7 protein-coding genes are annotated in these 13,048 nt (G+C 69.3%); 2 read left to right on the top strand and 5 right to left on the bottom strand.

Going from position 1 to position 13,048, the window contains the following annotated elements:
* Positions 1-146: 146 nt before the first annotated feature.
* From ACN27F_RS31960 to ACN27F_RS31950, 3 genes are all read right to left on the bottom strand, one after another.
* Positions 147-3,692 (bottom strand): LamG domain-containing protein, encoded by a 3,546-nt coding sequence (locus tag ACN27F_RS31960; protein WP_421439183.1) that lies wholly within the window; start codon positions 3,690-3,692, stop codon positions 147-149.
* Positions 3,693-4,178: 486 nt separating this feature from the next.
* Entirely contained in the window at positions 4,179-5,438 is a 1,260-nt protein-coding gene (locus ACN27F_RS31955; protein ID WP_421439182.1) for a hypothetical protein, read from the bottom strand.
* A 76-nt stretch (positions 5,439-5,514) separates the two neighbouring features.
* Entirely contained in the window at positions 5,515-6,321 is an 807-nt protein-coding gene (locus ACN27F_RS31950; protein WP_421439181.1) for a S1 family peptidase, read from the bottom strand.
* Positions 6,322-6,593: 272 nt separating this feature from the next.
* On the opposite strand from ACN27F_RS31950, the gene ACN27F_RS31945 reads away from it, so the two are divergent.
* Positions 6,594-8,750, top strand: a complete 2,157-nt coding sequence (locus ACN27F_RS31945; protein ID WP_421439180.1) for a hypothetical protein — start codon at positions 6,594-6,596, stop codon at positions 8,748-8,750.
* 333 nt (positions 8,751-9,083) lie between these two features.
* Positions 9,084-11,630, top strand: a complete 2,547-nt coding sequence (locus tag ACN27F_RS31940; protein ID WP_421439179.1) for an ATP-binding protein — start codon at positions 9,084-9,086, stop codon at positions 11,628-11,630.
* Positions 11,631-11,651: 21 nt separating this feature from the next.
* Here ACN27F_RS31940 and ACN27F_RS31935 read toward each other — a convergent pair whose 3' ends face one another.
* Both ACN27F_RS31935 and ACN27F_RS31930 read right to left on the bottom strand, forming a co-directional pair.
* Positions 11,652-11,900 carry a Uma2 family endonuclease gene (locus tag ACN27F_RS31935; RefSeq protein ID WP_421439178.1) on the bottom strand — a complete coding sequence of 83 codons (249 nt, stop codon included), beginning with the start codon at positions 11,898-11,900 and terminating at the stop codon, positions 11,652-11,654.
* A 171-nt stretch (positions 11,901-12,071) separates the two neighbouring features.
* Positions 12,072-12,950 carry a hypothetical protein gene (locus ACN27F_RS31930; protein ID WP_421439177.1) on the bottom strand — a complete coding sequence of 293 codons (879 nt, stop codon included), beginning with the start codon at positions 12,948-12,950 and terminating at the stop codon, positions 12,072-12,074.
* Between the last annotated feature and the right edge of the window lie 98 nt (positions 12,951-13,048).

Here is a 13,048-nt window from a genome sequence, read left to right as displayed (position 1 = left end):
CGGTTCGTCCGATGAGACTTCCGTCGTCGCTGCCACGGAGCTCGGACAGATTGTGCAGACATCATGTGTTCTCCCCCGCAAGGACAGCCGCACGGATCAGTGGAGTAGATGGGTCACATCGGCACGTACAAGGTCTGGCTCGGGGGCTACGAGTCGTACAGCATGAACACCGCTGTGTCCGTCAGCGCTCCTTGGAACACGGCGACGTCGTCGATGCCGCCGGTCCACTGATCCATCAGCTCGTCCTTCCACAGGGTGTGGCCGACCAAGAGTGGGCCGGTCGACACCATCGGGGTGAACGGGATGTTGTTGGTGACGCCGTCGAGTTCACCGTTGACATAGATCCGAATCTGGTTCCGTCCGGCGTCGTAGACCCCGACAAGATGCGTCCACACGCCGTCCTCGGCAGCGGAATTCGACAGGACGGCGGCTGTCGTGGTGGTGACGACATCTTCGTCGGTGACGGCGAACTGCCACTTGCCCGAGGCGGAGCTGTACTTGAGCCAGCCGCCGCTCTCGTGCACTCCCCGCTGGGACACCGCGGTCCGCATGCCGTCGAGCCGGTCGAGCATCACCCAGGCCGACATGGTGAACGACTGGTCGGTACGCAGGACGGGCTCGTCCTGCCACCGGGTGAACTCCAAGCCGTCGGGGTCCGGCGGCGTGATGCCCGCCTTCACCGCGCTTCTCGCGTACTCGATGCTGCTCTCGGTGTAGCCCTCCTCGGGGAAGTACTCGTAGTCGAGCCACAGCCCGGAACCGTTGGCGGAATGGCCGGTGCCCACGGCAGAGCCTCGTGTCAGTGCCAGCCACCGACCCCAAGCTGTCACCGTATCGGGGGCCTCGCAGGTGTCCTTCAGGTCCGCCAGGTAGCAGGGGGTCGCGGCCTCGAAGTTCCAGTTGCCCACCTGCACTGGTGTCAGAATCCCCGGCTCGTGGAACCCGCTCGACGTCGGGTCCTGTGCCGGCTTGCCCGTGAAGTCATGCGGCACGAGCACCCGGTCGAACAGCTGAACGTCGGCGATCTGACCGGACCAGAAGTTGACGAGGGAACCGTTCCAGAGTTCGCGACCGATCGCGATCCGCTGCCGGTTGGGCCAAGCCTGCATTCCGATGGCCGCAGCCGAGGTCGGCGATTGCCCGTTCACGTATATCGTCGCCGTACCGCTGGTCGCGTCGTACACCCCGGCCAGATGGGTCCACACGCCCATCGCCACCGGAGCGGGGGAGTTCGCCATCCCGATCGTCGTCGTGGTTGCCGTATCGTTGCTGTGCATCCACATGGACCACTTCTGAGTCCCAGCCTGATATCCCAGCACGAAGCTGCCGTTCAAGCTTCCGTCCTGGGTCACCGCGATCCGGTTGACGGTGGGCAGGGTGCCGCCGACACTGCCCAGCTTCACCCAGGCGGAGACGGAAAACGACGTCGTCGGATCGATCACCGGCTCAGTCGTGACCGCGCGACTCGAACTGCCGTCGAACGAGGCGGTCCTGCCACCGATCATGCGAACGTCGTCGACCCAGCTGACGTTGGACGTGCCCAGATCGGTCTTGCCCGCCAGGCTGGGTTGCTGGTCGGCGAGCGCTGCGGCCTCATCGACCCCGGGGTATTGCTCCAAGCCCCACTTGGCGATGGCCGGCGAAGAGCGGGGAGCGGTGAAGGTGGCGGAGCCGATGTTACCCAGGTTGCCCGCAGCGTCGATGCTGCGGGCCCAGAGGGTGTTCTGGCCGAAGCTCGGCACGGTGACGGTGACCGTGGCTGTCTTCGGGTTGGCACCACTGGCGACGATCTCGGTCGTCGGCGGGTTGGACCAGCCATAGCGGAACCTGGCCACGTCCGTGGTGGTAGTGCTGAACGTGAAGATCATGGTCCGACCCGGGCTACCGGAGGTACCCGAGGTGATCGTGGGCACCGGCGGCACGGTGGTGTCCGGGACAAACTGGCACCACGACGACCAGGGGCCGGTGATCGAGTACGGGGCCTTGTCGGTGCCTCTGGCCCGGAACGCGTACGTAAGGCCCGCCGCGATCGTCACAGCAGCACTCGTCGCTCGGCTGTTCGGGGTGATTCCCGTCCTCGCTGGCGGCGGACTCTTGCGGGTCGGGTAGGTGTCGGTCACCGCACCCATGCCCCCTGCCGGCACCTCGATCCATTCGAAGGTGCCGGTCAGCGAGTCGCTGCTGTCGCCGTCGGGAAAGACCGCAGACAACGTCGGGGTCAGAGTGCCGATTGCCAGCGCTCCGGAGCCGCATGTCACACCGGCGACCTGCAGGGTATGCGGAGCGCCGGGCTTGGTGTCATAGTCGACGAACAGCTTCGCGGCGTTCGGGAAGAACTTTTTCCATCGACCCTGCGTCGACTCTCCCGACCCGTCGGCCGCCCGCGCGGTAAACCCCACGGTGATCGAGTTCCAGTTTCCGTTCGCTGCGGCCTGAACTCGATTGGTGGTGTTCGACCCGCTGAAGTTCATGATCATGTCGGGTTGAATCGACGAACACCCACCCGCCTCGTTCGCGTTCCCGGTCGCCGAACTCATGAACGACTTCAGCGCCATCGTCGACCAGCTCGCCTTCGGCGTCGCGTTGATCGCCGGGGTCAGGTACATCGACGCCACCGTCGGTCCGCACGACCACGAGTGGTCCAGCTTCATCTGGACGTAGGCCGACTCGATGTGCTTGCCCTTGAGTGACACCCCGTTGGCCGTCGTTGGGAACTCGAAGTACGACCGATACAGGACTCCGGTGTCCGGGCTACGCCCCACTCGTGCAGCACTCGTGTCCGAGTTCGACGACCCGTTGTTCGTCCCGTACGCCCACTTGTTCTTGAAAACCGACCACGCTGGGTCCACGAACAGTGGGTACACCGCGTCCGGATCATCGAGCAGCGTCACATCCGGACGCAGCACCAACTCGCCCTCGGACACCTCGACGGCGACGGTGCCGATCCGCGCCGCGTCTCCCGCCACCGCCGCCGTCGACTGTGGGCTCTCGGCCGAGGATTTCTGAGCCGAAGCGCCATTTCCCATGTCAATCCGGGAGTCCCACATCACCGCCGGCTCTGCCGAGGCGACGACAGCCGCACCTGCCATCGCCCGCAGGCCGCCATCTTGACCTGGCACGACCTCGGCATTCCCGCCGATCGGGAATCGTGCCGCGCGCACTCCAGGATGCTGCGCAGCCGCTGGCGTCTTGATCACCAGAACGTGCGTGAAACCGGCCCGCGTCGCCCGCACCACCAGGTCCACGTCGGTTAGTACGTTCGGGTATGTCAACGAGTCGCCCGCGGCTGTCGGTGTTGGCAGTGTCTGCGGCCACGACAGGGTGAGCGTCTGCCCGTTTCGCGTCAGCGTCACCATCGGACCGTTTCCACCGTCCGAGAAGGCCACGTCCGCGACCGAGACCCTGGGTCGCCACAGCCCGTCCCCGCCTCGGGTCAGCTCAAGGTCGACATCCTCCCAGTTGCCGGCCTTGCGGGTGCGCTGCGGCACCACGGCCGACGCGAACTGCAGCCGCCCGTCCGGCAACGCGGTCACCTCGGCAAGCTCTGTCCGCGACCCGTCTATCACCACCGGCTGCCCGCACGAGGCCGCCAGCGTCCTCGCCTCGGCCTCGGTGCCGGCCACGTCCGCGCACTGCAACTCTCCGGCAGCCGCCCGCTCCGGCGCTGGAACACCGATCGATCCGATAACCATCACAGCGGTCATCCCAGCGGACAACCCACGCCGCCACCGAACGCTCAACACACACCCCCGTGGAATGAGCAAGCAGTGGCACCGACTGTAGCGGCCCGACCTCTCCTGAGCTGCCCCCGCAGCGGCGTGACGACACATTCACCCATGACCATCAACTGAAGTTCGTCGATAAACTATCGCTTAGACATTGACGAACTACTCATCGTGACGAAGATCAACTCGATGATCTTCGATTTATGATCTGCATCACAGAGTACGCACTGTCACCCATGTCGTACTCCGCTGCAGCACGAGGCGCCAGCGCACCGAACGGCTGCCATCGGTATCTCGGCCCGGCTGTCGCCGATGGCACAGCGACAGCCGGGCGCTCGACCGCGCCGGTCTCCCCCCGATGTGCAACCCGCGCCGAGACGCGAGCCGGAGACCGGCGACGGGCGTGATCGCAACGCGGACGGGACCCTGGCCGGCGAGTCCCGTCCGCCGCCCCTACAGCACCAGGACGTCGGCGTCGTAGCTGGTGATTCCCGTGTACGAGACCAGCCTCTGCACGATCACCTCTGTTTGGCCGGCCCGGGCGGGTACGTACGGCCTGACCAGGGGGAGCCGCGCATCGCGGAGGAGTTCGCGGTCGAGTACGAAGGTTCGTTGGCTTTCTGACCACCGCCACTGTTCGACGTGCCAGGTACCGGAACTGTTGTCCTGGCGTGCCGTGTAGAGCCGGTCGGCCCTGCCGATCACGGTGCCGCCGAGGTAGTGGGTCGCGGGGTCGTAGCCGAAGGGGTCACCGCTCGGCACGGCCCACGGCGGCGTACTCCAGGCGCCGTCCAGAAACATCTTGGTCTTGTAGGTGGCCGCGCCGGTCGAACCGTTCCAGACGGCGTAGGCGATGGTCGGCCGGCCCCCGACGACGCCGATGTCGAGCAGGCGGACCTTGTAGCCGGCCGAGGGGGTGATGGCCGGGTCCATCTGCCCCGGCCGAAGTCCTGGCCCGGCCGTGCTGTAGAGGTTGCCGAGGACCTGACCGTTCAACCGTTCGACGGAGCCGGAGGTGAGGTCGATGCGGGCGAACTCCACGTTGCGGTACGGCGAGTTGACCGGATGGCCGTAGAAGGCGAGCAGGTTGCGGTTGGCGTTGCCGGGTTCCGGCTTGGCGACGACGTAGACCTGCCCGTATCCGCGGGCGTCGACCAGCATCTGCTCCGGGCCCCAGGTGGTGCCGAAGTCGTCGCTGACGCGGTACCGCCAGGTCGATATGGCCACCCGGGTGAGCAGTACCAGCCGGCGTCCGGTGCGTAGCACCTGGGCGTAGGTGATGTCGCCGGAGAAGGTGAGCTGACGCTCGGGGCCGACCGCGAGGGTGGTGCGGTCGACAGTGCGGTAGCGCATCACGTTGTCGTAGTTGTGTCCGGTGTAGAACACGACCAGGTTGGGCTGACCGGCCTCGAACGCGATCGTCGGTGCGTTGTGGTCGTCGGGCCGGTTGGTTCGGCTCATCTCGACCGTCCGGACCGCCCCGGTAGCGGGGTGGACCCGCGAGACGCGGACGGTGCCCAGCCGTGCGATGCTTCCGATCCAGGTGTGGTCGCCGTCGTTGACCGCCACCGGCTGGGCCCACCAGGTATAGATGGCGTTGTCGACGGCCGCGCGGACGGCGCCGACGGTGGCCGCGGTCGCGGGTGCGGCCGGGGAGACGGCGGGTGCTGCCAGGATCAGGACGGCCGCGAGGCGGATGAGTATGGTGCGCATCGGGTCCTCTCTCTGCTGGACGGTCTGCGAGCGCGGGCCGGCCGGCCCCGGTGGAACCGACCGGCCCGGTGCGCGGTCAGATGGTGCCCGCGATCCACACGTATCCGGGCGAATTCGCGGCCGAGCCCCGGGAGCCGACCTTCATTCCGGTGGACGTGGCACCGGAAGTGCACAACCCCCGGATGTGCACCCCCACGACGCGTGGGCCGTTGTGGGTGCTGACGATCACCGGGCTGCCGCTGTCGCGGTTGCAGGTCCCACCGGTCAGGCCCTGATAGGTCAGGTGGTAGTGGTTGTCCGAGAGGGTACGGATCTCGAACTCGGCACGCTTGAGGTGTCCGCTGGACGGCCCGGACGAGGTGGTCTCGCTCCCGTAGCCGTATACCCGGGCCCTGGTGCCGGCGTTCCAGTCGGGGACTTCGTTGGCGTCGGCGAGGTCGAGGTCCGGCTGGGTCGAGGCCGCGTTCAGTTCGACCAGCGCCATGTCGCAGAGGGTCTGGCTGCCGGACGGGCACGCCGCCGCGCTGTTGTACATGTAGATGGCGCGTTTCACGGTCCGCTTCTGGCCGGCCGCCGAGGCCAGGGCGGCCCGACCGATCGTCACGGTGTCGCCGACCGCCGGCCGGCAGTGCCCCGCGGTCAGCACCCAGGTGGGCTTGACCAGGGAGCCGGAGCAGTAGGTTCGTTCGGCCACCGGCGTCGATCCGGACCGGATGAACGCCGCGGCCCACGGGTAGTCGACCCGCTCACCACCGACGATGGCCTTCGCGGGCACGCTGGCGGCAGCCACGGCGAGCGCCGACAGCAGCGCAACAACCAGCCCCCTGACCTGCCACCGTACGCCGCTCCACGGCTGCAGCGTTCGATCTTTTGTGGATCCCATCTCGGCACAGCTCCAATCGGATGAGGAGAATCCGGACGCTCCGACCGCCGCGGCAGGCAGACCGTCGCAGCCGCGGTGCTCGGCGCGTCCTTGGCTCGTCCTTGACGTGGGCACGCAATCACGCGACTGTCCCAGAAGTGTCCCCGGCTACCAGCCGGCCCGGCCGGCCTGCAGATCGACCAGCACGTTGGCCGACAGCCGATCCACGGTGGCCACTGCAGACAGCTGCCCCGGACCCGGCGGCAGGAGCGGGGAGGGCAAGTTCTGTGCCGGTGATCCAGATTGAGGCATTCGGCCCATGGCGGATGTCCGTCGACGGCCGTGTGACCGGTAGCCTGCCCTCGCGTAGCGCGCGAGAACTGCTGCTGTACATGTCGTTGCACGCCGGTCCGTGGACCCGGGAGCGGCTGGTCACGGTGCTGGGCGGTGGCGCCGGGGAGGCCGCATGGTGGCGGCGGCGTCTGTCACAGGAACTCAACCGGATCCAGCACCTGATCGGCGATCTGATGTGGGAGTCGAGCCGGGACCTGGTCGCGTTGCAGCGGCGCTACCGGTTGGCCAGCGACGTCGCAGATCTGGTGGCCGGCGCCCACCCGGGGGCAGGTATCGAGGACAGCCAGCGGGAATGGGTACGGCGGCACCGGCTGGTGCTGCTTGCCGGCCGGGGAGAGATCCTGCCCGGCCACACGTCGGACTGGGTCGAACACCTACGGTCCACCATCCGGCAGGATGAGGCTCGGCTACTGCGGCTGCTGGCCAGCGAGCCCGGTAGTCCCGACGACACGGCGACACTGGCCTGCGCCCGGCGGTGGGCCGAGCGTGAACCCTTTGCCGACCGGGCCCAGGCCGCTCTGCTGCGGTGGCTGGCCCGGACGCACGGCACCGCCGCGGCCAGGGAACAACTCGGCCTGATCGAACAGCGCTACCAGCAGGAGTTGGCGATCGACCCAGGGCCCGAGGTGTACCGCGAGCTCGACCCGCAACCGGCGCGGGAGCAGCCCGTGTTGCAGCGGCTCATCCGGGAGTCGGAGGCCGCCTGCCGTGCGGCGGTCGACGACCTGGCCCGGGTGCTGACCCTGCTCACACTCGATGATCACCTGCGGCTGGCCGGTCGGCACGACCGGCGGGCCGCCGTCCACGACATGCTCGCCCGCCTTCCGCACGACGGTGTCGGCCTGGCCTGGCGTCGCGCGGATCTGTCGCTGGCGCAGCTCGATCTGCGGGGAGCGGCCTCGCTGATGGCCGAAGCGTGCCCTGCGGCACAGGACTGCCAGGATCTGCCAGCGGTGACCGCCGGCCTCGTCCACTTTCACAAGGGCGACCTGGCCGCCGCCGAGTCGGCTCTGCTGGCGGCCATCCATAGCACGGACCGCGCGGCCGTCGTGATCGAAGCCAACCTGCGGCTGTGGGACGTGTACGAATGCCGGCACGACCTCGTTTCGGCCGAGAATGCCGTGCTGCGGGCGTGCGAGGAGGCTGAGCGGCGGGGGTGGGACCACTATCGGGCGTGGGGTCTGGCCCTGCTCGGATGGTCGAGAATCAGGGCTCACGATCACGCTCAGGCCGAGCAGTACCTGCACCACGGCCGGCGGCTCAACCAGCGGGTCGGTTCGGACCTGGTCCGGGCATTGGTCCTCGGCGGGCTCGGGCACGTCTATTTCAATCAGCACCGCTATGGCTCCGCGCTGCGCTCCATGGACGAGGCGGCCACCATCGCCGAGCGTGGCGCGGACCTGCGCAGCGTGGTGCGGTGGCGGCGCAACGCGTGTATGGCGGCGTACGGGTTCGGCGATGTGGCATCGATGCGTCGCCACCTGGACTCCATGGTCGCGGTCCTTGACCACGGCACGGATCCCCGGCTCACCTACAAGGTGCTGAGCATTCAGGGCGCCATTCTCGAACGGAGCGGCGAGTTCGAATCGGCGATCGCGACGGCGTCCGACGCCAGCCGTGAGGCCACCGCCGCCGGTGATGAGGGTTACGCGTTCCACGAAGATCTCGGTATCGTGCGGCTGCTCATGGAGTTGGGTCGGCTCGCGGAAGCAGTCGACACCGCCCGCCGCCTCGCCGCCCACGCCGAGCGGATGAACTTTCCCCCGCCAACACGACTGAACGCCGCAGCGCACCTGGGCGCCGCGCTCGTCGCGCACGGCCAGCCGGCCGCCGGGATTCCCTCGCTCCGGCAGGCCGCGTCGGCCGGTCACGCCGGCGTACTGCCGCCGCCGTACGTCACCTACTGGCTGCATCGGGCAGCAACGATGCTCGGGCTGGAGCAGGAGGCCACCGCGGCGCAGATCCGGGCCCGACGTTATGTCGAGCTGTTCCGCTCGGATCTCAGCGACGGCCAGTGGGCAGTTGCCACGGCCAACGTACCGGACCTGTGCCGCCTCGCCACGCTCCTGTCCCCCTCCCACTCTCAGGTCCGGTGACGCATCACGGTCGACGCATGGCCGAGCAGTTCGACGACATCCAGGGCCCAACCAGTCCCCCGGCTGGTTGTGCTGCTCGGCCCGGCTGTCGCCGATGGCACAGCGGCAGCCGGGCGCTCGACCGCGCCGGTCTCCCCCCGATGTGGCAGTCCGCGCCGAGACGCGAGCCGGAGACCGGCGGCGGGGGTGATCGGACGAGGAGCTCTCCGGCCAGCGCCTCGTGCGATAGATACACCATGGTCGACGGTGACCGCCGGGACCAGGAACCACGTCGGCACTTTGCCCACACGTCGACCGGTCGGCACCGCCGTCGACGCCGATACCGTTGGACGGGTGGACGTTGGCGAGACGCGGATCGACGGACATGGCCAGCTGGCGCTCGACAATGGAACCTTCGGGGCGACGGTTCGCCGGCACCGGCGTCGGATGGGGCTGACGCAGCAGGAGCTGGCGGATCGCACCGGGTTGAGCGTGCGGGGCATCGGCAAGCTGGAGGCCGGACGGGTGAACACCGCCCGACCGGCAACCGTACGGCTGCTGGCGGACGTGTTCGGATTGACCGGGTCGGAACGGGACCGGTTCTGCGCGGGCGGTCGTGAAGCGCCCCCGCAGCCGCGGTCCGGGCCGGCGGCGCCGGAGCAGCTTCCGCCGGACGTGGCCGGCTTCACCGGCCGGTCCGAGCAGTTGGCGCTGCTGGACGAGTGGCTCGACGCAGCCGATCCGTCCGCCGCGCTGGTGATCTCCGCGATCGCCGGCACCGCCGGCGTCGGCAAGACCGCACTCGCGGTCCGCTGGGCCCACCGGGTCCGCGCCCGGTTTCCCGACGGGCAGCTGTACGTGAACCTGCGTGGCTACGATCCGGACGAGCCGGTGGAGGCGGCCGACGCGCTGGCCCGGATGCTCACCGCGCTCGGTGTCGCCGCCCCGGCGATCCCGATGGACGTCGACGAGCGGGCCGCCCGTTACCGTTCCGAGTTGGCTGACCGGCGGATGCTGATCCTGTTGGACAACGCCGGTGGCGTCGATCAGGTCCGGCCGCTGCTGCCCGGCACCGCGACCAGCACCGTCGTGGTCACCAGCAGGGACAGTCTCGCCGGGCTCGTCGCGCTGGACGGTGCCCGACGTCTCGACCTGGATCTGCTGTCGCACGCCGAGGCACGGCAGTTGTTACGCCGGTTGGTCGGTGCTCGGGTCGACGCCGAGCCTGACGCCACCGAGACACTGGTCGCCCGGTGCGCGCGTCTGCCGCTGGCGCTACGGATCTGCGCCGAGTCGGCGCTGTCCCGGCCCGACACGGTGCTCGCCGACCTCGCGGACGAGCTCACCGACCAGCAACAACGCCTGAGTGTCCTGGCCGCCGACGGGGATCGGCGGGCAGCCGTGACGGCGGTGTTCTCGTGGTCGATACGACACCTGCCCGCCGAGCCGGCGCGGGTCTTCCGGTTGCTCGGTCTGCACCCCGGGCCGGACTTCGGCCCCGACGCGGTCGCCGCCCTGGCCGGTGTCAGCTCCGTTGCCGCCCGTGGCGCGCTGCGGGTGCTGGCCCGCGCCCATCTCGTCGGGCGCGGCGGTCCGGACCGGTACGCGATGCACGACCTGCTCCGGGCGTACGCGAGTCAGCTGGCCGGCACCGATCTCGCCGGCCCGGCCCAGCGTGCGGCCCAGGGCCGGCTGTTCGACCACTACCTCGCCAGTGCCTCGGTCGCCGTGGACGCCCTGTACCGGGCCGAGCAGCACTGCCGACCACCGGTCTCCACCATGTCGCTGACGGTCGCCGCGCCCCCGACCCTGGCCGAGCCGGATGCCGCCAGGTCGTGGCTCGACGGTGAAATGCCCTGCCTGGTCACGGCCGTCGGATACACGGCGACCCACGGCTGGCCGGTCCACTCGTTCCGGCTGGCTGCCATCCTGCACCGGCATCTCAAGGAGACCGGCCAGTATCTGCACGCGGCCACCGTGCACGGTCACGCCTGGCGGGCGGCGCAGCAGGCCGGGGAGCTGATCGACCAGGGCAACGCGCTGTCCAACCTTGGCGCCGTCGAACACCGGTTGGGCCGCAACTCGGCGGCGGCGCGGCATCACCAGCTGGCGTTGGACCTGTTCCGCCAGGCGGGCGACGCCACCGGCGAGGGCACCGCCCTGACCAACCTCGGGTTCGTCGCCGAACGCCAGGGCCGCTGCGCGGCCGCTGCGGAGAGCTTCGGCCAGGCGCTGGGCCTGTTCCGGGCGGTTGACGACCATATGGGCGAGGCGTACGCGCTGACCCACCTCGGCCTGGTCGAGCAGCGACTCGGCCGCGACGAGCTGGCCGCCGACCACTTGGGCCAGGCCCTGGCGATGTTCCGCAAGCAGGGCGACCCGACCGGCGCGGCGTACGCGCTGAACGACCTGGGCTTCAGCGAGCACCGGCTGGGCGAGGACGACCGGGCGCTGGGACACATCGATGCGGCGAGAACACTGTTCCGGCAGCTCGACAACCCCTTCGGCGAGGCGCACGCCCTGAACAACGCCGGACTCGTCTGTCTCCGACAGGGCCGGCACGCCCCGGCGACCGAGCACCTCACCGAGGCCCTGGCGATCTTCCAGCAGATCGGGGACCAGGCCGGCGAGGCCCGCGCCCGCAACGGGCTCGGCGAGGTCGAGTGCGCCGCCGGTCGACCCGCTGACGCCCTCGCCCACCACAGCGCCGCACGCGCAATCGCCACCCAGACCGACGCCGGCGATCAGGAGGCCCGCGCGTATGCCGGCCTTGGTCAGGCGCACCAGGTGCTGCACAACCGGCACGAGGCCTGCGCTCACTATCGGCGGGCGATTGACCGGTACGCCGCTCTCGGCCTACCGGAGGCGGACGAGATCCGTGCCCGGTTGGCGACGCTGTAGCCCCGCGAACCTGGACGAGAATTACATCTGAGCGAGGTCGACCTCGATGGAGAAGGGCGCGGTCGACGTCACGACGCCGACGAAGATTTCGCCGTCGCGGTAGCGTCCAGTCGCCGGATCGAGAATGTAGGTGCAGACGAGAGGCGCGCCAGTGGCAGCCTGCTCGACGCGCCAGTAGAACTGAATGCCAGCCCTCGCGTACTGATCAGCCTTGACGATCCGGTCGGTCGTCTCCGATCCGGGTGAGACCACCTCGACGACAAGAAGCACGTGCTCGGGTCAGGTCGGAGTGACGTCGATGGTGCCGCTTGGAGGCGCGCGGACTCACGAGGACCATCCCATCGACGATCTCGATACCCGCGCACTGCTCTTCTGTCCACGTCGCGTACTGCTCGGCCGTGACCTGCTCATGCATCCAGGCCGGCGCGACCATCTCGACAGTCATCCGCACCTCCTGAGCGGCGCTCGGCTACCGACCCAAAATACCGTCCCCTGAACGTTGAGGCAGCTGGGAGCGCAGGTGTTCGGCGAATGCCTGCTGCCCAGGGCGAGGTAGATCGCGTTGCGGTAGGCGGCCGAAGCCCACAGGTGCAGCTCGACGTCGTCGATGTCGCCGAACGGCTCGGCCAGGGCCTTGCGCTGCCGCCGGTTGAGGACCCGCTCCGGGCGGTCGAGCAGATCGCCGGTGCGGCGCAGCTTGGCAAGGAAGACGTTCACCGCCGTCTCGTACCCGCCGCCGAGTGCGCCGAGCAGCCCGAACTCGAAGACATGCAGCGCGGCCTCGGACTGCCAGTAGCCGGGTGAGCTGGCGGGGTCAGGGCCGGGCACGACGTGGATGTTCATCGCGTGGCGGGCCTCGAACAGCAGCAGGATGCCACGTCCGCGTCGGCTCAACGGCGCGCCGCCGATCGGCAGCCGCAGCGTACGGATCGGTTCGCCGGCGGCCTCCTCGGCGGCGTCGCGCCAGTCCCGGGCCACCCCGAGCCGGGCCACGACGTCGCGGACGGCGGCGTCCGGGTCGGGATACCGCTGCTGTACGGCCAGCGGCAGCGGGTCGATCATCGCCAACGGGTCACCGACATCGACCGTGTCCGATGGTCTGCGGTGGGCGGCGCAGTCGGCAGCGGTGTGCGGGTCGCCGACGTCCGCGTGGCAGTCGCCGGCCCAGCTGGTCGACGGGTCCCACGAGCGCCGGCCGAACGCCAGCGACGGCGCTCCTCCGGTGGACAGCACCGCCTCGTACTGGGATCGCGACCGCGCGAGGCGCAGCGCGTCGAGCGGCAGCACCGGTGCCAGCCGCGCGACGCCGTCGATGATCACGCAGTGCGGGCAGGCCGGCCCGGCCGGCTCGACGACCCGGTATCGGCGGGGGTGGTCGACGCCCGGCTGTCCGTGCCTCGTCGTCGGACATCCGGATC

Origin of the sequence: Solwaraspora sp. WMMB335, assembly GCF_049179075.1 — a bacterium.
Classification (GTDB): domain Bacteria; phylum Actinomycetota; class Actinomycetes; order Mycobacteriales; family Micromonosporaceae; genus Micromonospora_E.
This window is presented reverse-complemented; position numbering and strand designations above follow the sequence as displayed.

Bases quoted from the DNA above. Each gene is read 5' to 3' on its own strand.
- ACN27F_RS31950 (WP_421439181.1), bottom strand. From the start codon at position 6,321: ATGGGATCCACAAAAGATCGAACGCTGCAGCCGTGGAGCGGCGTACGG.
- ACN27F_RS31955 (WP_421439182.1), bottom strand. From the start codon at position 5,438: ATGCGCACCATACTCATCCGCCTCGCGGCCGTCCTGATCCTGGCAGCA.
- ACN27F_RS31960 (WP_421439183.1), bottom strand. From the start codon at position 3,692: ATGGTTATCGGATCGATCGGTGTTCCAGCGCCGGAGCGGGCGGCTGCC.